18 protein-coding genes are annotated in these 21,201 nt (G+C 72.8%); 14 read left to right on the top strand and 4 right to left on the bottom strand.

Going from position 1 to position 21,201, the window contains the following annotated elements; genetic code table 11:
- The first annotated feature begins 1 nt into the window (after position 1).
- From ABGB21_RS18300 to ahcY, 13 genes are all read left to right on the top strand, one after another.
- Positions 2-424 carry a YbaB/EbfC family nucleoid-associated protein gene (locus tag ABGB21_RS18300; protein WP_347653578.1) on the top strand — a complete coding sequence of 141 codons (423 nt, stop codon included), beginning with the start codon at positions 2-4 and terminating at the stop codon, positions 422-424.
- Positions 417-743 carry a hypothetical protein gene (locus ABGB21_RS18295; protein WP_347653579.1) on the top strand — a complete coding sequence of 109 codons (327 nt, stop codon included), beginning with the start codon at positions 417-419 and terminating at the stop codon, positions 741-743. The genes ABGB21_RS18300 and ABGB21_RS18295 overlap by 8 nt, the downstream gene beginning before the upstream one ends.
- Entirely contained in the window at positions 740-5,326 is a 4,587-nt protein-coding gene (locus tag ABGB21_RS18290; RefSeq protein WP_347678636.1) for a toxin glutamine deamidase domain-containing protein, read from the top strand. Before ABGB21_RS18295 ends, ABGB21_RS18290 begins: the two co-directional genes overlap by 4 nt.
- Before the next feature lie 152 nt (positions 5,327-5,478).
- Positions 5,479-5,967 (top strand): DUF1877 family protein, encoded by a 489-nt coding sequence (locus ABGB21_RS18285; RefSeq protein ID WP_347653581.1) that lies wholly within the window; start codon positions 5,479-5,481, stop codon positions 5,965-5,967.
- 129 nt (positions 5,968-6,096) lie between these two features.
- Positions 6,097-6,723, top strand: a complete 627-nt coding sequence (locus ABGB21_RS18280) for a hypothetical protein (RefSeq protein WP_347653582.1) — start codon at positions 6,097-6,099, stop codon at positions 6,721-6,723.
- A 254-nt stretch (positions 6,724-6,977) separates the two neighbouring features.
- Positions 6,978-7,649, top strand: a complete 672-nt coding sequence (locus ABGB21_RS18275; protein WP_347655600.1) for an endonuclease V — start codon at positions 6,978-6,980, stop codon at positions 7,647-7,649.
- A 176-nt stretch (positions 7,650-7,825) separates the two neighbouring features.
- Positions 7,826-9,208, top strand: a complete 1,383-nt coding sequence (locus tag ABGB21_RS18270) for a hypothetical protein (protein ID WP_347655592.1) — start codon at positions 7,826-7,828, stop codon at positions 9,206-9,208.
- Between the two features lie 124 nt (positions 9,209-9,332).
- Positions 9,333-10,718: a phosphomannomutase/phosphoglucomutase gene (locus tag ABGB21_RS18265; protein ID WP_347678634.1), complete on the top strand. Its 1,386-nt coding sequence runs from the start codon at positions 9,333-9,335 to the stop codon at positions 10,716-10,718.
- A 62-nt stretch (positions 10,719-10,780) separates the two neighbouring features.
- Positions 10,781-11,002, top strand: coding sequence for a Trm112 family protein (locus ABGB21_RS18260; protein ID WP_347655590.1), 222 nt, complete (start codon positions 10,781-10,783; stop codon positions 11,000-11,002).
- A complete protein-coding gene (locus ABGB21_RS18255) occupies positions 11,002-12,195 on the top strand; it encodes an SIS domain-containing protein (protein WP_347655599.1) in 1,194 nt (397 codons plus the stop codon). The genes ABGB21_RS18260 and ABGB21_RS18255 overlap by 1 nt, the downstream gene beginning before the upstream one ends.
- A gap of 52 nt (positions 12,196-12,247) precedes the next feature.
- Positions 12,248-13,216: a cation diffusion facilitator family transporter gene (locus ABGB21_RS18250; RefSeq protein WP_347655589.1), complete on the top strand. Its 969-nt coding sequence runs from the start codon at positions 12,248-12,250 to the stop codon at positions 13,214-13,216.
- Positions 13,217-13,219: 3 nt separating this feature from the next.
- Entirely contained in the window at positions 13,220-14,407 is a 1,188-nt protein-coding gene (gene manA, locus ABGB21_RS18245; protein ID WP_347655588.1) for a mannose-6-phosphate isomerase, class I, read from the top strand.
- A gap of 382 nt (positions 14,408-14,789) precedes the next feature.
- Complete coding sequence (ahcY, locus tag ABGB21_RS18240) at positions 14,790-16,289, top strand: adenosylhomocysteinase (protein ID WP_347655587.1); 1,500 nt, start codon at positions 14,790-14,792, stop codon at positions 16,287-16,289.
- A gap of 131 nt (positions 16,290-16,420) precedes the next feature.
- Here the strand turns inward: ahcY and ABGB21_RS18235 are convergent, their stop codons facing one another.
- Complete coding sequence (locus ABGB21_RS18235) at positions 16,421-16,564, bottom strand: hypothetical protein (RefSeq protein ID WP_347655586.1); 144 nt, start codon at positions 16,562-16,564, stop codon at positions 16,421-16,423.
- Positions 16,561-17,763 (bottom strand): RDD family protein, encoded by a 1,203-nt coding sequence (locus ABGB21_RS18230; protein WP_347655585.1) that lies wholly within the window; start codon positions 17,761-17,763, stop codon positions 16,561-16,563. The genes ABGB21_RS18235 and ABGB21_RS18230 overlap by 4 nt, the downstream gene beginning before the upstream one ends.
- A 43-nt stretch (positions 17,764-17,806) precedes the next feature.
- On the opposite strand from ABGB21_RS18230, the gene ABGB21_RS18225 reads away from it, so the two are divergent.
- Entirely contained in the window at positions 17,807-18,841 is a 1,035-nt protein-coding gene (locus ABGB21_RS18225; protein ID WP_347655584.1) for a stage II sporulation protein M, read from the top strand.
- A 36-nt stretch (positions 18,842-18,877) separates the two neighbouring features.
- Here ABGB21_RS18225 and ABGB21_RS18220 read toward each other — a convergent pair whose 3' ends face one another.
- Positions 18,878-20,188, bottom strand: a complete 1,311-nt coding sequence (locus tag ABGB21_RS18220; RefSeq protein ID WP_347678632.1) for a DUF58 domain-containing protein — start codon at positions 20,186-20,188, stop codon at positions 18,878-18,880.
- A complete protein-coding gene (locus ABGB21_RS18215) occupies positions 20,185-21,114 on the bottom strand; it encodes a MoxR family ATPase (RefSeq protein WP_347655598.1) in 930 nt (309 codons plus the stop codon). The genes ABGB21_RS18220 and ABGB21_RS18215 overlap by 4 nt, the downstream gene beginning before the upstream one ends.
- Positions 21,115-21,201: the final 87 nt, after the last annotated feature.

Below are 21,201 nucleotides of genomic sequence, written 5' to 3'. Positions count from 1 at the left end.
GGTGGATGGCGCGAACCGCGACGCGAACCGAGCACTTCGGGCCCGCTTCGACGAGGTGTACGGCCAGTACGAGCGGCTCCGGTCCGGGTTGGCCGACCTGCAGGGGCAGTTGGCCGCGTTCCGGGCGACCGAGTCGTCGGACGACGGGCTGGTGACGGCGACCGTCGGCCCTCGTGGACAACTGGTCAAACTGGAGCTTGACCGTCGTATATACCGTGACGGCGACGCGAACGCGCTGGCCGCGAAGATCACCGCGACCGTGCAGCGGGCCGCCGACGCGGCCTCCGTCGGAGTGCAGGGACTTGTCGGCAACTACCTGCCCGCCGGCTCGGGGGCGGCCGACTTCCTCAAGGACGGCGACTTCGGCAGCCTGCTCCGGCGTAGTGACGCGGCCCTACGCGAGGAGGCGGAGCGGCGTGAGTGAGCAGGAGCTGTGGCTCGACCCGGGGCGGGCGCAACGGTCCGGCACCGATCTGTCGTACGCCGGTAAGGCGATCACCGCGCAGCACGACGGGCTGGGCGCCGAGATCAGGGCCGCCAGCGCGAACCGTCCGTGGGGCAGGGACGAGATCGGCGAAGCCTTCGAGCAGCGTTACCGCGGCTTCGAGGCAACGATCATGAAGGCCTGGCAGAGCGTCGGCCGGTACGTGGAGACGTTGGGCGCCAACGTCACGCAGTCGGTGCAGGCGAGCGTGCAGACCGACACGGCCAACTCGCAGCGCATCCAGCACGTGGACCGGTGACCGGGCGGGACCGACGGGAGGCGACGCCTCATGACCATTCTGCCCAGCCCGATTCCCCACCCCTCGACTTCTCCCCCTGGGACCTGCCCGGTTGGGTCTACGAGGCGCTGGAGTGGGTGATCGGGGTCGAGTGGCCGGAGGGGAACGAGAAGGAGGTCTGGGACCTCGCCGACCGGTGGTTCGAGCTGTCCGCCGGAATCGCCGGCCCCCGGGACGACGCGATCACCGCCGCGAGCGGGGTCCTCGACGGGTACGGCCACACCGGCTCGGTCGGTCAGGCCTTCGACCAGGCGTGGCGCCAGGTGGCCGACGGCGAGGAGGCGCCGCTCATCCTGCTCGCCGACGTGGCCCACGAGCTGGGGAAGCTGGTCGAGGAGTGCGGCTGTGACATCGAGGCTGCCAAGATCGAGGTTTGGATCCAGCTCGGCATCCTGGTGGCGGAGCTGATCGGTCTCGGGATAGCCGTCGTCCTCACCCTCGGCGCCGCCTCCCCGGCGGCGGCCGCCGCGATGGCCGTCACCCGGGAGATCATCAAGATGATCTTCAAGCGGCTGATCGGGCAGCTGGCCAAGAAGGCCCTGCGCAAGGGCGCCAAGGAGGCCGCCGAGAAGGCGGCGAAGGAGGTTTCGGAGCGGGGCCTGAAGTCGTTCGCGAAGCGGGCCGGCATCGACGGTCTGAAGGAGGCGGGCGAGGAGGTCGCGATCGACGGCGGCATCCAGGCCTACCAGAACAGCACCGGCCGGCGGGACGGCCTGGACATGGCCTCGCTGGGCATGTCGGCGGTGGGCGGCTTCGCCGGCGGTGCGGCCGCCTCGGTCGCCAGCCTGGGGCCGAACGCCTCCGGTGGGGCCGGCAGGTTCTTCGAGAACGTCGGCCGGGAGATGGGCGGCGAGGTGATCGCCGAGAACGCGGCGAGCCTCGCCACCGGCAACGGATTTGTCTCGCTCACCGATGCCGGAATGGCGGCGACCTCGGGCGCGGCGAGTTCAACGGTGAACCAGGCCAGCGACGCCGCCAGCAACCGGCTGGAGGGCCGGCTCGACGGGCTGTCCGGCCTGCCCGCCCCGCCCGGCGCGAACCCCGGTCTGGCCGCCGACCCGGTGGCGGGCCCGGCTGGTTCCACCGGCGCCCCACCGGGAGCCGGTCCCGCCGGCCCGACGAGTGGCGGGCCGGGTCCCTCGGGTCTGGCCGGGAGCGGGTCTGTTCCCTCAGCCCTGGCCGGCGGGCCGTCGACCGGGCCGGATCTGTCGTCCTTGGCGGGCGGTTCGGTCGGAAGCACCTCGCTGGCCGGTGACGCCCCGGCGGGCAGTCCCTCGGCGTTCACGGGATCGTCCGGCGGTCCGTCGGCGACCTCGTTCGGACCGACGGGGCTGCCGGGTCTGTCGGACGTCGCCTCGGGACCGTCGGCCACGACGGGCGGCTCCACGGCGCCGACCGGCGCTCCGGTGGGTGGGCCGACCTTCGGTGGCCTGTCGGTGGAGGTGGGACCGGCCGGTGCGGCGGTGGGCGGCCAGGCGACTGGAGCGACCGCCGGGGTGAGCCTGCCGTCGGTGGAGGCCACTCCGGTGACAACCCTGCCGGCCGCCCTGTCCCTCGACGCGACCGGTCCCGTGACCGTGCCGAATGTCGAGGTCGCCACGACCGGCCCGGTGGTGAGCGTCGACGCCGCCGCGACCGGCCCCACGACCGGCCCGGTGGTGAGCGTCGACGCCGCCGCGACGACCACCGCCGGTGATGTCGCCGCGAATGCCTCGGTGTCCGCGCCGGTCGGAGGTGTCGCGGCGGAGAGCCAGACAAGCGCCGAACGGCCCACCACGGTGGGACTCGCCGGGGTCGCCACCCCGGTCGTGGAGACGCCGGGGACGGCGCAGTCGACGGGCACGTCGGTCGGTGCGGGTGTCTCCACCGGCGGTACGCCCACCCCGGCCGCGGCCTCCGTCACGGTGACCGGGACAGCGGCCGGGCCGGCCGTTCCACAGCAGTCCGTCGCCCCGCCGTCGGCGGCCCCGGTCCCCGGCGCTGGACTCGCCACCCCCGCGCCGGTCGGTGGAGCGACCATGCCGGCGGTGTCGGTGACCGGGCCGTCGCCATCGGCCGGACCGGCGCTGTCCACGCTGACCGGCACCCCGGTCGGCGGCGTCACCGCCCCGGTCACTCCGGCCGGCCCGACCATTCCGCCGGCTTCGGCAACGCCGGCTGCCGGTGGCCCGTCCGTCGCGCCGGCCCTGCCGCCGACCCCGGTCGGACCGGCCGGTCCGGTGGCACCGTCGGTCGGTGGGCCACCGACGCCGCCCGGCCCACCGGGCTCCGCCGTCCCGGGGCCCGGGCCGAGCAGTTCCAGCGTCCCGGCCACACCCGCGCCGCCCCGGCCACCGGGTGAGGGACCCACGCCGCCCCGGCCACCGGTCGGGCCGTCCGGTCCGGCCGTACCGCCAGCGTCGACGGCCGCGCCTGCGCCGGTTGCACCCCCGCCGGTCGTGCCACTGACGCCGCCGTCCGGCGGGCCGCCGGTGGACGCCCCGCGCGGCGACAGTGGAACCCGGGTGCCGGAGCAGCGCACGCCCGACAGTCCGGGTCCCCGGCCCACGAGCGAGGACCGGTTCGGCGTGGTGGTGGCGGCGCCCGGCTCCGGCCGCCCGTCCGGGACACACCCGAACAGCGGCCAGGACCCGCGCCGGTCCGAGTGGGCCCGGTACGAGCAGAACCGGCGGGCGGACACGGCCGAGCCGCTGCGTCGGCAGGCCGATCGTGAGCGGGCGGTGGCGCGGGAACTGGCCACCGAGGCGCAACGTCTGCGGCAGTCGGGCGACCCGGCCCGGGCCGCGCTGTTCCAGCAGAGCGCGGATCGTACGGCGGCGTTGGCGGAGGCGCTCGCCCACCAGGCGAACCGGGTCCTGACCGGGCAGGTCAGACCACCGGTCGTCCGCGTCGACAGCGACACCGACTTCGTCCGGCTGAACACCGACTCCGGTCTGCTCGCCACCGGTGGCGTCCGTACCGGCAACCGGTCTGCGCTGACCGGCACGGACCATCCGCCGTCGATCGACCGGTCCCGCCGCTACAACCAGCGGTTCGGGCTGCGCCCGCCGCTCGCGGCCGACCAGGTGAACCTCGAGAACCAGATGCCGCGCAACCCGGACGGCAGCGTGGTCCGCAACGCCGATCCGCGGTGGGGCCGCTGGTTCGGGTTGGGCAACGACGGCGGGCCGGCCGCCGACCCGACCCGGGGCATCAACTGCGTGGACTGCGTGCTGTCGTTTTTCGAAACGTGGGCACACGGCCGGCCGCGGGTCTCCGCGCCCCGGACCTTCGACGCGTACGCCGAGGGTGACCCGAGCCGACCGCTCGACGGGGAGTGGGACGGCCCGGGGCGGATCGAGGACGCCACCGGAGGGCGGTTCCAGCAGCTCCGTACACAGGTCGACGGGGTTGACCCGGCGGCCGACCGGGCTGCCGTCGAGGCCGCGTACGGCGACCTGGAGGCTCAGCTCAGGGCCGGCGGCCCCGGCTCGATGGCCTTCCTGCTGAACAAGTGGGAGGGGGGTGCCGGACACGCCTGGGCCGCGATCAACCAGAACGGCACGGTCCTCTACGTCGACATGCAGACCGGCCAGATCGCCGACCGGCCGCTCTACGGCCACAGCGGCACGCCCTCTCCGTCCAACGTTATCCAGATCGACGCCCTGGTGGTCGGTCCGGACGGGCGGCCGATGCCGATGGCCAACCGTCCGACCGGGGTGGCCAGCAGCCGTCCGCCGCTGGGCGCCAGCCCGGCGTCGGCTCTCGAACCAACCGTCGACGCCACACCGGTGGCGCAGTCGGAGCCCGGTGCCGCCATTCCCTCGGACTACGCCGGCAACACTCCGGGTAACTCCGGTCCCCCGGTTGGCTACACGCCGCTGACCGCGCCGGACTCCTCGACGTTCGTGGACGGCAACGGCTACCCGCACCACATAATCCCGAACCCACCCCCGGGGCGGGACGCTGACGCGGTGAACTTCCTCAACGACCGGCTGCGGGCCGACGGTGAGCTGTACGACCCCAGCACCGGAAACGGTTCAATGTTCTACAACCAGGACGAGAACGATCCGTACATGGCCAGCCTCAAGGGGGTGGTGACCACGGCCGACGGGAAGGTCACCGTCGCCGGTACGACCGCCGACGTCATCAAGGTCAACTGGGTGAACGGACAGATGGTCAGCGTGGACTCCTACGACCTGACGACCGCTCGGTTGGGCCGGGAGGCCGCGGCCGTGAAAACGGCGACCAACAAGATGGGTACCGGCCCCACCCAGAAGAAGCAGACCCAGTACGTGGTGCTGCTGGCCATCGACGACGCGCAGGCCGAGGCGATGCGGAGGGAACTGGGCACCGTGCAGAACGTTCGGATCATCTGCCTGGACTCGGGATTCGACACCGGTGGGTTCCGGAGTGAGGCACACGTGGAGGCCCTGACCACAGCGGGGCTGCCGACCGCGGACGCGGTCGGCGACGGCGCCGGGAACAGTTCACCGGGCGCGGACCCCGACCCGGCGGGTGGTTCACCGGGAGGTTCGTCCTCCGGCCAGGGGCCGGCCGGTTGACCGGCGGAGCGGTGCCTCGGGTTACCGGGCCGGCGACGGCGGCATCCGCGAATGCCGGGAATTCGATTCAAACAAGGAATTGGAACTGATTTGACAGGGCCTGTGCCTATTTTTACGATCGCCGGACGCGATGACTTGAAGGGCGGCGTGTCGTGAGCGTATTGGGTGACCTGGTGCGGCTGGACCCAGAGCTTCTGGAAGAGCTTCGGTCCGTACCCGGCGAGGCATACGACCGCCTGTTGGAGATGGACCCCGAGTACCGGGTGGATCTCGACCGTGACTGGGCCGTGCTGTCCTTTCTGATGCGAACGGCGGGTTTTCCGCTGGATCCGATGACCGCCGGCCAGGCGTTTCCGGACGAGGACACCGCCTGGGGCGCGGGCGACGACTATCCGCTCTCCCGCTCACTGACGCCGCCCGAGGTGGCGCAGATCGCGGATCGACTGAACCGGACGTCTTTCGATGTGCTGGCGCCGCACCTGCCGGCGGCACTGGCCGCGAATGACCGCTCGGGTGTTCCACTGACCGCCGAACGCCTCGACGGTATCGGGCGTCTGGTCGGTCAACGTTACGCTGCGCTGGTCACCTTTTTTGACATCGCTGCGAAGAATGCTCAGTGCACCGTGTTCTGGGCGGCCTGACCCGTTCGTCGACCGGATCGGTATTCGGGAGCGATCCGATTCGCGGGGCGCCTCGGGCGATCGGGAAAGCCCGGAGACGGCCGGCCGTCAGGGACGTCCACATCGCTCTCCTAGTATCGGACGAGGACTATGAGTGAGGGCCGGGTCCGTTATTACCTCGACTGGGGCATTGCGCCGGGTGAGGAGGTCGCCGAGTCCGAGGCGGTTGCGGAGGGCGACTACTCGCGTGGGCACTTCGACGAGTTGGGCCAGCCGGATTTCGTGGAGTTGTTCGAGGACGGCGGCGTCTTCCACGTCGATTACTGGTCGACCGACCTGGCGGCGGTCCGCGACCGTCACCTGCGGCAACATCCGGGCATCCCGTTCGGCGTCCAGATGCCGGTGGAACGCGAGGGCGGGTATCGGTGGGACGTGTCGCTTCGTCACGACCGGCAGGGGGAGCAGGTGGGCCGGATCTTCATCCTCCACGACGAGGCCGGGCGGCCGGTGCTGGACGTCGCCGTAGACGCCCAGAACCGGCTCAGGAAACTCGAAAAGCAGCAGCACCATTCCACGGGTAAGGTGCGGTACGTCTTCCGGTATGACGTCGACGGAAAAATCGTGGACATCTACGACAATGTCAAGGGCGACAATCTCCGAGTCGACGAGGTGCTCCGTTTCATCGACGATCCGGATTTCTATCGGGATGGATTCTCGTTGCCGGCCGGAGTCTCCGGTAGGGTTCTGTCGCCGTTCTCGAGCGGCCAGGCGAGTTGACCGGGAGTTGTCGCCCGATCCGGTCGCGCTACTGCTGTCGACGGATCGGCGAACGGCCGTACGCCGCTGTCGGAATCTGCCGTGCCTGCGATGAATACCGAGGCGTCTCTTTTTCAACTGTCCAATGTTGATCCGTCAAGGGTGTCGTGACCTTCTGGTGATCGGGAGGCCGTTGGCGGCGGATTCTCGGTGCGCCCGGGTTGCCTCCCCGGCCACCCGGGCACCATCCTGCGTCGGTGGACGTGACAACCGCGATGACCTCGCCGCCACGTACGGTCGCCGAGGCGGAGGCCGTCCAGGACCGGTTGCGACCGCGGGTCGACCTGGTCGGGCCGGGGCCGGCCAAGCCCCGGACGGTGGCGGGCCTCGACGTGGCGTACGCCGAGGACGGTGACCGGCTCGCGGCGGCGGTGGTCGTGCTCGACGCCGCGACCCTGGCGGTCCGGGACGCGGTGGTGCTGCCCGGCCGGGCAGCCTTCGCCTATGTCCCCGGCCTCTTCGCGTTCCGGGAACTGCCGACCCTGCTGGCCGCGCTCGACCGGCTGACCGTCGAGCCGGAACTGCTGGTCTGTGACGGGCACGGGTTGGCGCATCCCCGGCGGTTCGGGCTCGCCTGCCACCTGGGGGTACTGACCGGGCTGCCGGCGATCGGGGTCGGCAAGACCCCGTTGGTCGGCCGCTGGGACGAACCCGGGCACGGTCGCGGCTCCTGGACGGCGCTGGTGGACGGCGTGGACGAGGTGGGGCGGGTGCTGCGTACCCGGGACGGGACCAAACCGGTCTTCGTCTCGGTCGGGCACCGGATGAGTCTGGACAACGCCGCCGCCCAGGTGCTCAACCTGGCCCGCCGGTACCGGCTGCCGGAGACGACCCGGGAGGCGGACCGGCTGTGCCGTACGGAGCTTCGCCGGCTCGGTGGCGGCTGAGCCCCGACGACGGGACTCGGCGCCGGGAGCCGCCATCGGTGGCCGTGGATCCGAACCGGATGTCGGGTCGGGAGTCGGACGATTCGGCCGGCGACGCACGGGGCATGAGAGGAAGGGACGGTGGTCGGCCACCGGTAGCCTGTGCCCGGACCCGAACTGCGACAAGCGAGGTAATCATGTCCCTGCGGCGTGGCATCACCTGGTTCGGAACGCTCTGCGCGGCCGTCGGTGCCACGCTCGCGGCGGGGGCCGTGCCGGCCGCCGCAGCCGGGGAGACGGTCCGGGTCAGCGCGTCCAGCAGCTTCAGCGCCGGCGGCTCACCGGGCGCGGTGTCGGTCAAGGTCTCGATGCGGTCCGGCGAGTGTGTGAACGTACGGACCCGGGTCGGCGTACAGCTGCCGGGGCTGACCCCGGCCCTGGTGCGGATGCACGTCGCGGCGGACGGCGCCTGGCGGCCGGTGCCGGTGAGTCAGGGCGGCGACGGACTTGTCGTCTCCGAGCGCACCGCGCCGGGCCAGGCCGAACTCTGTGCCCGGAAGAGTGTCAGCAGCCGGTACCGGGTCACCATGCTGGCCGGTGCGCCGCCCGGCCGGATGACCGTGCTGGGTGAGGCGTACGCGGTGGGTGGGGGGCTGCTCGGCCAGCACATCGACACCGCCCGGATGACCGGCCGGACCGGGGCGCTCGCGCTGCCGACCCGGTCGACCCCGACCCCGACGCCGGAGGCCACCGAGTCGGCCGAGTCCGACGAGCCGGCGGCGGAGTCCACCCAGGATGTGGCCGCCGGTCTGCCGGCCACGTCGAACGCCGCCGAGAACTCCGGTGGCGGTTTTGGGATCGGGACCCTGGTGATCCTGGTCGGCCTGGTGATGGTCGCGATCGGGATCGCGCTGCTGGTGGTGCTGGTCCGGCGGGGTCGGGCGGACCGGGCCGAGCGGGCCGGCCGGACCGTCGCCCCGGCCCGGGGTGGCCTGCCGCCGGTCGACACCCTGCCGACGGCGCCGATCCAACGGGGGGCCAGCCTGTACGGCGGTACCGGGCGTCCCGGCCCGACCGGCCGTCCGCCGGCCGGTCCCCTCGGTTCCGGGCCGGTTGGCTCCGGTCCGGTCGGCGCGGCACCGATGGGCAACGGCCCGGTGCCCGGCAATCCCGTGCCCGGCGGTCCGGCCGGTGCCGAGCGCACCCTGATCCTGCCGACGAGCGGATACAGCCGGTCCCGCCGGGACAGCCGGTCGACGGCGGGCGCCCCGGTTTCACCGGCACCTGGCACTCCGGTTTCACCTCCGGCTCCGGGCAGCCGGGTAGGGCCGGGTTCGGTCGCGCCGGTGTCGCCCGGCCAGCCGGTGCCGACCCAGTCGGGTGCGGAGCCGACGCAGCGAATCACGCCGGGTGTGGGTGCGGAGCCGACGCAGCGGATCACGCCGGGTGTGGGGGCCGATCCGACGCAGCGGATCACCCCGGCTGTGGACCGGACGCAGCAGATGGCGGCCGGGGACGGGGCGGCCGGTGGGGTCGACGCCACGTTCATCCTGCCCCGTACTCCTCCGCCGCAGGCGTAGGGAGGTATCTCCGCCGCCCGCCGGTACGGCCCCGGCGGGCGGTGCATCGGCATGGGGCGGGTCGGGGCGTTCGGCTCCGATACGCTCAAACCGTTGACCAAGTGGCCGGCTGAGGGGCGAGATCTTGTCTGATTTGTCCGCTATTGTCAAGGCGTACGACGTCCGTGGCACCGTTCCCGAGCAGTGGGACACGCGTGCGGCCGAGGCGTTGGGCGCGGCCTTCGCACAGCTGCTCCGTACCTCCGGGGAACAGCGCGAGACCGTCGTGATCGCCCACGACATGCGGGCGTCCTCGCCCGGGCTGGCCGCCGCCTTTGCCGCCGGGGTCCGGGCCGAGGGGCTCGGCGTGCTCGACGTCGGACTCGGCAGCACCGACCTGCTCTACTACGCCTCGGGCAGCCTGGACCTGCCCGGCGCGATGTTCACCGCCAGCCACAACCCGGCGCAGTACAACGGCATCAAGATGTGCCGGGCCGGTGCGAAACCGATCGGCCAGGACAGCGGACTCGCCGAGCTGCGGGACCGCGCGCAGGCGCTGCTGGACAAGGAGGAAGCCCGGCCCACGCCGCAGGTGCTGCCCCCGCTGGAGCGCCGGGACCTGCTCGCCGCGTACGCCGCCCACCTGCGTACCCTCGTCGACCTCTCCGGGATCCGGCCGCTGAAGGTGGTCATCGACGCCGGCAACGGCATGGGCGGACACACCGTGCCGGCGGTGCTCGGCGACGCGGTCCTGCCGGCCCTGCCGCTGGAGATCGTGCCGCTCTACTTCGAACTCGACGGCACGTTCCCGAACCACGAGGCGAACCCGCTCGACCCGGCGAACCTGGTCGACCTGCAGGACGCCGTACGCCGGCACAACGCCGACCTCGGGCTGGCCTTCGACGGCGACGCGGACCGCTGCTTCGTGGTCGACGAACGGGGCGAGCCGGTCTCCCCGTCCGCGATCACCGCCCTGGTCGCCGTCTGTGAGCTGGCCAAGCACCCCGGCGCCACGATCATCCACAACCTGATCACGTCCAGCGCCGTGCCGGAGATCGTCCGCGAGCACGGCGGCCAGCCGGTCCGCAGCCGGGTCGGGCACTCGTTCATCAAGGCCGAGATGGCCCGGACCAACGCGGTCTTCGGCGGCGAACACTCGGCGCACTACTACTTCCGCGACTTCTGGTTCGCCGACACCGGCATGCTGGCCGCGATGCACCTGCTGGCCGCCCTCGGCGAGCAGGACGGCCCGCTCTCCGCGCTCGCCGCGGACTACGAACGGTACGTCGCCTCCGGTGAGATCAACTCGACGGTACGGGACCAGCGGGCGAAGCTGGCCGAGGTACGGCAGGCGTACCCGGACGCCGAGACCGACGACCTGGACGGGCTGACCATCCGGTTCCCCGACGGGGCCTGGATCAACCTCCGCCCGTCCAACACCGAACCGCTGCTGCGGCTCAACGTCGAGGCGCCGACCGCGCAGCGGATGGCGACGCTGCGCGACGAGGTGCTCGGGCTGGTCCGTCGATAAGATCCCTCGGGCCGGTTCGGCATGTCACCCGGCCCGCCCACCCACGTGGAAGGAGCCGCGAAGTGGCCCTCGACCCGCAGTTGCTGGAGATTCTGGCCTGCCCGGACACGCACCACGCCCCCCTCGACTACGACGCGTCGGCGCAGACCCTGACCTGCACCGAGTGCGGGCGGATCTTCGAGGTACGGGACGACGTACCGGTGCTGCTCCTGGACGAGGCCCGTGGCGGCCCCGTCGAGCTGCTCGCCGACGAGACCGGCGGACCGGCGGAGCCGCGGTCATGATGATGGACGGCACGGCGGGCCTGCGCGGACGCCCGGTCGCGGACGACACGCTGCTCGACGACGTGGCGGCGCTGAGCGAGAACGACCCGGGCGGCATGCTCCGGCACACCGCCTCGGCCGGCGCCCAGGTCCGGGAGACCGCGGCGCTGACCGCCGAGGCCAACCTCGGGGTCCTCGCCGACGAGGGACGTCCCCGAGCCGTGGTGATCGCCGGCATCGGCACCGCCGCGCGGACCGGTGAGGTGCTCGCCACCGTCGCCGGACCGCGCTGCCCGGTACCGGTGATCCAGCACCGCAGCGCGGGGGTCCCCGGCTGGGTGGGCGCGGCCGACGTGGTCATCGCGGTCAGCGCCTCCGGACGCAGCCCGGAGGCGCTCGGCGCGGCCGAGGCCGCCGCCCGCCGGGGCGCCCGACTGGTCGCCGTCGGCGCCCCGGACTCCCAGCTCCAGTCGGTGGCCGAGGGGGCCCGGGCGCCGTTCGTCCCGGTGCCCCGCCGGGCGCCCGCCCGGGCCAGCCTCTGGGCGCTGACCGTGCCGGTGCTGCTCGCCGGACGCGCGCTCGGCCTGGTGAAGGTCAACGAGGCGGACCTGGCCGAGACGGCGGCCCGGCTGGACGCCGACGCCGACCGCTGCCGGCCCTCCGCCGAGTCGTTCGTCAACCCCGCCAAGTCCCTGGCGCTCGGGCTGGCCGGATCGGTACCGATCGTCTGGGGCTCGTCGCCGCTGGCGACGCTCGCGGCCCGACGGTTCGGTGACACCCTGTCGGCGAACGCCCGGTACCCGGTGGTGGCCGGCGCGCTCGGCGAGGCGGGCCGGGGCCGCGTCGGGCTGCTCGACGGGGTCTTCGGTGGCCTGGCCGAATCGAGCCGGGACATCTTCGCCGACCCTGACGAGGAGTCGACCGGGACACGGCTGCGGCTGGTCCTGCTCCGCGACGGCGGCCTGAACGCCGACGACGACACCGACGAGCCGCTGGTCGTGGAGGAGCGCCGGGCGGACGCGGTGCAGACCCTCGCCGACCGGCGCGGGGTGCGCTGTGACGTGGTCACCGCCGAGGGCGGCTCCACCCTGGAGCGGCTCGCCTCGTTGATCGCGGTACCCGACTTCGCCTCGATCTACCTCGCGCTGGCCCACGGCCTCGACCCGATGGCGGTACCGGCCATCACCGAGATGAAGGAGCTGGCCAACCCGTGACCGAGCAGATCGTCCGGCCCGGCGGCAGAGTGCCCCACCCCGGGGTGTCGTCGTGAGCGCCGGCGGGGGCACCAGGGCCATCGTCGCGGCCCTGCTGGCCAACCTGGGCATCGCCGCGACCAAGTTCGTCGCGTTCGCGCTCAGCGGCTCCTCGTCGATGCTGGCCGAGTCGATCCACTCGGTCGCCGACTCCGGCAACCAGGCGCTGCTGCTGCTCGGCGGGCGTCGGGCCCAGCGCAAGGCGACCCCCGAACACCCCTTCGGGTACGGCCGGGAGCGCTACATCTACGCCTTCATCGTCTCGATCGTGCTGTTCAGCCTCGGTGGCCTGTTCGCGCTCTACGAGGCGTACCACAAGTGGCACGAGCAGATGGACCACCCGGGCGGCATCGAGAGCTGGCGGTGGCTGCCGGTTGTCGTGCTGGTCATCGCGATCGGCCTGGAGTCGTACTCGTTCCGGACCGCGATCAAGGAGTCGAACGCGATCCGGGGCAAGGCCTCCTGGAAGGAGTTCGTCCGCCGGGCCAAGGCACCCGAGCTGCCGGTCGTGCTGCTGGAGGACCTCGGCGCGCTGCTCGGCCTGGTCTTCGCCCTGGTCGGTGTCTCGATGACCCTGGTCACCGACAACGGCTACTGGGACGCGGCCGGCACCGCGGCGATCGGTCTGCTGCTGGTGACGATCGCGATCGTGCTCGCCTTCGAGACCAAGAGCCTGCTGATCGGCGAGGGCGCCAACCCGGAGGACGTGGCGAAGATCGAGCGGGCGATCACCGACGGCGACGAGGTCGAGCGGATCATCCACATGAAGACCCTGCACCTCGGGCCGGAGGAACTGCTGGTCGCGGCGAAGGTCGCGGTGCGGCCGTACGAGACGGCGGCGGACCTCGCCGAGGGGATCAACACGGTCGAGGCGCGGATCCGCAACACGCTGCCGATCGCCCGGGTGATCTACTTGGAGCCGGACATATACCGGAACGCGGAGCAGCCGGCCGACGGGGTTTCGCAGCTCAAGGAGGCATAGAGGGTGGAGCCGCTGCACGGACGGATCCGCGACTACGCGTGGGGGTCGCGGACCGTCCTCGCCGAACTGCAGGGTCGTCCGACGCCGACCGAGGGGCCGGAGGCGGAACTGTGGTTGGGCGCCCACCCGGGCGATCCGAGCACGCTGCTGCGCGGCGACGCGCCGGTCAGCCTCGTCGAGGCGTTCGCCGCCGACCCGGAGCACTGGCTCGGCGCGGACGTGCTCGACCGGTTCGGGCAGCGGCTGCCGTACCTGCTGAAGGTGCTGGCTCCGGAGGCGCCGCTGTCGTTGCAGGCGCATCCGGACGCGGAGCAGGCCCGGGCCGGGTACGCGGCGGAGACGACGGATCCGGAGCTGACCCATCGCAACTACGTCGACCCGTACCACAAGCCGGAGATGCTGGTCGCGGTCTCGCCGTTCCAGGCGCTCTGCGGGTTCCGGGACCCGGCCCGTTCGGCGGAGTTGCTGGAGGCGTTCGGGGTGCCGGCGCTCGCGCCGGTGGTGACCGCGCTGCGCGGCGGGCTCGACGGGTTGCGGGACGCGGTCCGTACCCTGCTCAGCTGGCCCGCCGACGAGCGGGCCGGGCTGGTCGCGGCGGTGGTGGCGGCGGAGGTCCCGCCGGGGTACGCCCCGGCCGCCGACCTGGCCCGCGACCTGGCCGTACGCTATCCGGCCGACCCGGGCGTGCTGGTCGCGTTGCTGCTCAACCACGTCCACCTGGAGCCGGGTGAGGCGATCTGGATGCCGGCCGGCAACCTGCACGCCTACCTGTTCGGCGCCGGGGTGGAAATCCTCGCGTCCAGCGACAACGTGCTGCGTGGCGGGTTGACCCCGAAGCACGTCGACGTGCCGGAGCTGCTCCGGGTGCTGCGTTTCGAGGTGCTCGCCGATCCGGTGGTCAAGCCGGTCCCGGTGGTCCCCGGCGTGGTGACCTGGCCGGTGCCGGTCGACGACTTCGCCCTGCACGGGGTACGCCTCGACGACACCGTCGGGTCGGCGAGCGTCGAGGTCCGTGGGCCCCGGATCGTGCTCTGCCTCGCCGGTGCGGTGACGGTGGCCGACGCGGCCGGGTCGGTGCTGCTCGGGCCGGGGCAGTCGGCGATCGGGCCGGCGGACGGCGGGCCGGTGACGCTGAGCGGTGCGGGTGAGGCGTACGTGGCGTCGGTGGGTTCGCTTCCTCTTCCGGACTGAGGCTTGCGGGGCGTGCCGGGTGGGGGGTGGGGCCGGGCCGCCGGGGGCGACGCGCGCTACCCGGGACGGGGGAAAACAAACGTGAGTCGCCGCGAAACGGGAATTTGCGGATCGACTTGACACGGCTTTTGCTCAGTGTGACTCTGTGGGTACGCAGCGTTATCGCGACACGGGTCCGAGACGCGCGCGGGGAACCAAACCGGGGGGATGCGCGGGGCGGCCGGACACTGGGCGGGAGACGCCCGGGGACCGACCGCCCCGCGCGCTGTCCGGCGGTCACGGCCGCTTAGTGTCCGGATTGCGACCCCACCGTGCGCTGCCCCGATCCGTGCGGCGCGTAACGTGGAGGGTCGGCCAGCCGACCAGTACGACAGGAGCGTTCATGACCAGCACCCTCCCGGCACCCGCAGGTGGTCCGTCCGCCGGACCCCGCCCCGCGACCGTCGCCGAGGGCGACTACAAGGTGGCGGACCTGTCCCTCGCCGCGTTCGGGCGCAAGGAGATCCAACTCGCCGAGCACGAGATGCCCGGCCTGATGTCGATCCGTCGCGAGTACGCGGCGGAGCAGCCGCTGCGGGGTGCCCGGGTCACCGGCTCCCTGCACATGACGATCCAGACCGCCGTGCTCATCGAGACGCTGGTGGCGCTCGGCGCCGAGGTCCGCTGGGCCTCGTGCAACATCTTCTCCACCCAGGACCACGCCGCCGCCGCGGTCGTGGTGGGTCCGGAAGGGACCGTCGAGGAGCCCAAGGGCGTGCCGGTGTACGCCTGGAAGGGCGAGTCGCTGGAGGAGTACTGGTGGTGCACCGAGCAGGTGCTGCTCTGGCCCGACGGCCAGGGGCCGAACATGATCCTCGACGACGGTGGCGACGCCACCCTGCTGGTGCACCGCGGTGCCCAGTTCGAGGGTGCCGGCGCGGTACCGCCGGTGGAGACCGCCGACTCCGAGGAGTACGCGGTCATCCTCGGCCTGCTGCACCGGTCGCTGCGCGAGGACGACCGGCGCTGGACCCGGATCGCCGCCGGTATCAAGGGCGTGACCGAGGAGACCACCACCGGTGTCCACCGGCTCTACGAGATGCAGCAGAACGGCACCCTGCTCTTCCCGGCGATCAACGTCAACGACTCGGTCACCAAGAGCAAGTTCGACAACAAGTACGGCTGCCGTCACTCGCTGATCGACGGCATCAACCGGGCCACCGACGTCCTGATCGGCGGCAAGACGGCCGTCGTGATGGGCTACGGCGACGTCGGCAAGGGCTGCGCCGAGTCGCTGCGCGGCCAGGGCGCCCGGGTCATCGTCACCGAGGTCGACCCGATCTGCGCGCTGCAGGCGGCGATGGACGGCTACCAGGTCGCCACCCTGGACGACGTGGTGGAGACCGCGGACATCTTCGTCACCGCGACCGGCTGCTTCGACGTCATCCGGCACGACCACATGGCCCGGATGAAGCACCAGGCGATCGTCGGCAACATCGGCCACTTCGACAACGAGATCGACATGGCCGGGCTGGCGAAGCGTTCCGACGTGCAGCGGGTCAACATCAAGCCGCAGGTGGACGTCTGGCAGTTCGACGACGGCCACTCGATCATCGTGCTCTCCGAGGGCCGGCTGCTGAACCTCGGCAACGCCACCGGGCACCCGAGCTTCGTCATGTCGAACTCGTTCGCCAACCAGACGATCGCCCAGATCGAGCTGTTCACCAAGACCGAGCAGTACCCGGTCGGGGTCTACACGCTGCCGAAGCACCTGGACGAGAAGGTGGCCCGGCTGCACCTGGACGCGCTCGGCGCCAAGCTGACCGAGTTGACCAAGGAGCAGGCGGCGTACCTCGGCATTCCGGTCGAGGGTCCGTACAAGCCGGAGCACTACCGCTACTGAGCGCCGGCGCCGGCCGGGCCCGCCGAGTGCGGGTGCGGCCGGCGCGCGACCGTCGGAGCAGGGGAGCCCGGACCGTGGGCGGCATGCTGGCCGTCGCCGGTCCGGGCTCCGTCCGTTCCGGGTCGGTCGGGTCACCGGCGCTGCGGGCGTACCCAGGTCCAGACGCAGTAGACGAGCCAGACGACCGCGACCGCCGTGGCGAGTGGCCGCAACCGCAACGCGTTAAGCGCGATGATCAGCGCCAGGACGAACAGCCAGGGCAGGAACGCCTTCATCGGGCCGACTCACCGGCCCGGCCGGACTCGACCAAACCGTCCATGCCCGGCTGGTGGGGCCCGGGTGGCCCGGTCAGGGGCGCCGTGGGCGACGGCAGGGTCAGGACGCCCGGACGGCCCGGACCCGCCGGAACCGGAGCGGACCAGGGCCGGGCCGCGGTGGGCGGTGGCGTCGCCGCGCGTACCGCCGCCGCTGACCGCACCGCCGGCTGTGCCTCCGGTGCCGCCGGTCGTACCGTCGGTGCCGGGACGGTGTCGGCACCGGGCGGCGGAGTCTGGTCGCGGTCGGCCCGAGTGCCTCCGTCGTCGGCCGTGACTTCCGGCCAGAGCGCCATGGTCACCGACCGGGACCGGGCGAGCCGCTGCCGGGCCCGGAGATGCCGTTCGGTCAGCACCGCCGACAGGTACGCCCAATCGGGCAGGCCCGGCGGAGGCGGTGGGGAGGTCACCGCGGCGACCTCGGCCCAGAGCGAGGCGGCCAGCTGCCGTCGGGCCGGATCGGCCAGCGTCGGACCTCGGCTGAGCAGTTGGCGGACCGCCAGCGCGAGGCCGTCGTCCAGCCGGGTGAGGTCGAGGGTACGGGCCCAGCCCGCCAGCGCCGGCGTGGTGCCCGGTTGGTAGTGCGTGGCGGCCGGACTCCGTTCGTGGATGACCAGGGTGCCGGCCGCCAGATCGCCGAGCCGCCGACCGCGGGCGTCGGAGAGCATCACGGTCACCCCGGCCACCCAGGTGAGCAGTGGCAGCACCAGACCGGGCCACTCGACGGCGACCCCGACCAGGGCCCGGGTCACCGCCTGGCGGAAGCCCACCGGACCTCCGTCGTCGCGGACCACCCGGAGCCCGACGGCGAGTTTGCCGAGTGAACGGCCGTGGTTGAACGTCTCCCAGAGCACCGGATAGCCGATCAGGACCAGCACCGCCAGGACGGTCTGCAGGCCGCGGCCGACCGCCATGTCCGGCAGCCCCACGATCCCGCTGGCGGCCAGGGCACCGAAGGAGAGGGTGAGCACCGCCGCCAGGAGGAGGGCGAGCAGCACCTGGACGACCACGTCGATCAGGAGCGCGAGGACCCGCGAGCCGAGCCGGGCGACCCGGACGTCCAGTTCGACCGCCTCTCCGCTGACCAGACCGGCGTCGGCGCCGAGGCCGGCCGCGAATGCGGTCCGGGCCGAGCTCGGCCTCGGTGGTTGCGCTGTCACGTGCACAGTGAACACTATGGTCGCGAACTGACGAGGAGACGAGTTGGATCTCGATGCGTACGTGGCGGAGCACAACGCGCAGTGGCGACGGCTGGCCGTGCTGTGCCGGCGCCGCCGGTTGACGGCGGAGGAGGCCGACGAGCTGGTCGCCCTCTACCAGCGGGCGACCACCCAGTTGTCCGTGGTACGCAGCCGCCTGCCCGACCCGGCGCTGGTGGCCCGGCTGTCCCGGCTGGTCCTGGTCGCCCAGGGCCGGCTCACCGGGCGGCCCGGGTTCTCCTGGTCGATGGTCGGCCGGTTCTTCTCGACCAGCTTCCCGGCGGCGGTCTACCGGACCTGGCCGTGGTGGTGCGCGGTGGCGGTCGGGTTCTGCCTGGTCGCGGGCTTCTTCATGTGGTGGATCGCGGACCATCCGGAGCAGGCCGCGGCGCTGGTCGGCGACGAGGCCGCCGCCGAGATGTTCGCGTCGCGCTTCGTCGGCTACTACAGCGAGTACGCCGCGCCCAGCTTCGCCTTCCAGCTCTGGACCCACAACGCCTGGATCGCGGTCCGCTGCCTCGCCTCCGGGGTGCTCATCCTGCCGGTGTTCTACCTGCTCTGGCAGAACGCCCTGAACATCGGGGTGACCGGTGGGGTGCTGGCCTCCTTCGACCGCACCGGACTCTTCTTCAGCATGATCACGCCACACGGTCTGCTGGAACTGACCGGCATCTTCGTCGCCGCCGGTGTCGGGCTGCGGATCGGCTGGGCGTGGATCGCGCCGCCCGCCGACCTGACCCGGGGACAGTCGGTCGTCCGGGCGGCCCGTACCGGGATGGTGGTCGCGCTCGGCCTGGTCGGCTCGTTCGCGGTCGCCGGCCTGGTCGAGGCCTTCGTGACCCCGGCGGCGGTGCCGACCGCGGTCCGGATCGGCATCGGAGTGCTCGTCTGGCTCGGCTTCCTCGGCTACGTGGTCGTCTTCGGCCGCCGGGCGTTGGCTGCCGAACGTGCGGCGGCGGCCGAGGAGGAGGTGGGCACCGCCCGGCCGGCGGCCGAATCCGTGACGGCGTATCCGGGCGCCGCACCCGGGACGGTGTAGCCGGGTGCCGGGCCGCCGACCCGGCGGTGCACCCGGTCAGAGCCGGCCGAGTGCCTTGAGCCGCAGATAGGTGTCGCTGACCATCGACGCCAGCCGGTCGGCCGGGGCGTCCACCACGGTCACCCCGTGCCGGTGCAGTGCCTGCCGCACCCGGTCCCGGTCGGCCAGCGCCCGCCAGGCGGCCGCGGTCGCGTACGCGTCCTGGACCCGCTCCGGTCTCCGGGTGCTGAGTTCCGCCAACACCGGATCGTGCACGGCGGCCACCAGCACCTGGTGCCGGGCGGCCAGCCGGGGAAGCACCGGCAGCAGCCCCTCGCCGAGCGCCCCCGCCTCCAGCGCGGTGAGCAGCACCACCAGGCAGCGGCGCCGTTCCCGGCGGAGGATCTCCCCGGCGACCAGTTCGAAGTCGGTCTCCACCAGGTTCGGCTGCAGCGGCGCGAGCGCGTTGACCATCCGGGGGAGCGCGCCCGACTGGTTGCCCCCGGTCACCGCCACCCGGACCGCGTTGTCCACCGCGAGCAGGTCGACCCGGTCACCGGCCCGGCCGGCCAGCGCGGCGAGCAGCAGCGCCGCCTCGATCGAGGCGTCGAGCCGGGGTACGTCACCGACCCGTACCGCCGCCGTCCGTCCGGTGTCGAGTACACACACCACCCGGCGGTCACGTTCCGGTCGCCAGGTCCGGACCAGTACGTCGGCCCGCCGGGCACTGGCCCGCCAGTCGACCGAGCGGACGTCGTCGCCGACGACGTACTCGCGCAGGGTGTCGAACTCGGTGCCCTGGCCGCGTCCCCGGGCCACCTGGGTGCCGTCGATAACCCGCAGCCGGGCCAGTTTCTCCGGCAGATGCCGGCGGGACTCGAACCGGGGCAGCACCCGCAGGGTCCACGGTGGGGTCGCCGGCTGACCGGAGCGCTGCCGGAAGGCGAGTCCCAGCGGCCCGTACGAGCGCAGGGTGAGCCGTACCGCCGGCCGGTCACCGCGGCGGCTGGGGGTGAGCTGGGTCGGCAGCACGACCCGGGCCCCGGCCGGGATCCGTAGCTGCCGGTTGTCCGGGAAGTCGGGGCGGGCTCCGGCCGACGGCACCCAGGCGTCCCGGACCAGTGCGCGCAGCGTCCGGTGGGAGGTGTTGTGCAGCTGCACCGAGACGGTGGCGGTCTCGCCGAGGCGTACCGTCCGGGCGCCGTGGCGGCTCGCCACCACCGCCGCGGGTGGTACGGCGAGCGTCCGGTCGACCACGGTCAGCGCCAGCACCGCGCCGGTCATCAGCAGCACCCCCAGCCAGGGGGCGGACCAGAGCGGGAGGGTCAGCGCCCCCGCCCCGAGCAGGGCTGCGGCCCGCCAGGTCATCGTGGCGTCGGCACGGTGTCGAGTACCGCGTCCAGGACCGCGGCGGTGGTGACCCCCTCCAGTTCCGCCTCCGGGCGCAGCCGGAGCCGGTGCCGGAGGGTGGGCCGGGCGACCGCCTTCACGTCGTCCGGGGTGACGTGGTCGCGGCCGGCCAGCCAGGCCCACGCCTTGGCGGTGCCGAGCAGCGCGATCGCGCCCCGGGGCGAGGCACCCAACTCCAGGGCCGGGGTGCGCCGGGTCCCCCGGCAGAGGTCCACGATGTATCCGAGGACCGGTTCGGCGACCGCGACCCGGGCCACCGCCGCCCGGGCCGCCGCCAGGTCCGCGGCGTTCGCCACCGGGCGTACGCCGGCACTGGTCAGCTCGCGCGGGTCGAAGCCGGCGTGGTGGGCGCGGAGCACGCCGAGTTCCTCGTCGCGGTTCGGCAGCGGCATGGTCAGGTTGAGCAGGAACCGGTCGAGCTGGGCCTCGGGCAGTGGGTACGTCCCCTCGAACTCGATCGGGTTCTGGGTCGCGGCCACGATGAACGGGTCCGGCAGCGGTCGCCGGTTACCCTCCACCGACACCTGCCGTTCCTCCATCACCTCCAGCAGCGCCGCCTGGGTCTTCGGCGGGGTGCGGTTGATCTCGTCGGCGAGCAGCAGGTTGGTGAAGACCGGCCCCTCCCGGAAGGTGAAGGCGGCGGTACGCGGGTCGAAGATGAGCGATCCGGTCACGTCGCCGGGCATCAGGTCCGGGGTGAACTGGAGCCGCTTGGACTCCAGGTCGAGCGCGGCCGCGATGGTCCGGACCAGCAGGGTCTTGGCCACCCCGGGTACGCCCTCGAGCAGCACGTGACCCCGGCAGAGCAGGGCGAGCACCATGCCGGTGACCACGCTGTCCTGTCCGACGACCGCCTTGCCCACCTCGATCCGGAGCCGGTGCAGGGCCGCCCGGGCGTCGTCGGCCCCGACGGGGGTGGGGCCCGGCTGGGTCGGTACCCCGTGCGGTGGGACGGCGAGCGGATCTGCGGT

The sequence above is a fragment of the Plantactinospora sp. B24E8 genome (assembly GCF_039871735.1).
GTDB lineage: Bacteria > Actinomycetota > Actinomycetes > Mycobacteriales > Micromonosporaceae > Plantactinospora.
This window is presented reverse-complemented; position numbering and strand designations above follow the sequence as displayed.

What these genes read in the sequence shown, in the direction of transcription:
- ABGB21_RS18280 (WP_347653582.1), top strand. Translation starts at nt 6,097, where the DNA reads ATGAGTGAGGGCCGGGTCCGTTATTACCTCGACTGGGGCATTGCGCCG.
- ABGB21_RS18275 (WP_347655600.1), top strand. Translation starts at nt 6,978, where the DNA reads ATGACCTCGCCGCCACGTACGGTCGCCGAGGCGGAGGCCGTCCAGGAC.
- ABGB21_RS18270 (WP_347655592.1), top strand. Translation starts at nt 7,826, where the DNA reads ATGTCCCTGCGGCGTGGCATCACCTGGTTCGGAACGCTCTGCGCGGCC.
- ABGB21_RS18255 (WP_347655599.1), top strand. Translation starts at nt 11,002, where the DNA reads ATGATGGACGGCACGGCGGGCCTGCGCGGACGCCCGGTCGCGGACGAC.
- ahcY (WP_347655587.1), top strand. Translation starts at nt 14,790, where the DNA reads ATGACCAGCACCCTCCCGGCACCCGCAGGTGGTCCGTCCGCCGGACCC.
- ABGB21_RS18235 (WP_347655586.1), bottom strand. Translation starts at nt 16,564, where the DNA reads ATGAAGGCGTTCCTGCCCTGGCTGTTCGTCCTGGCGCTGATCATCGCG.
- ABGB21_RS18220 (WP_347678632.1), bottom strand. Translation starts at nt 20,188, where the DNA reads ATGACCTGGCGGGCCGCAGCCCTGCTCGGGGCGGGGGCGCTGACCCTC.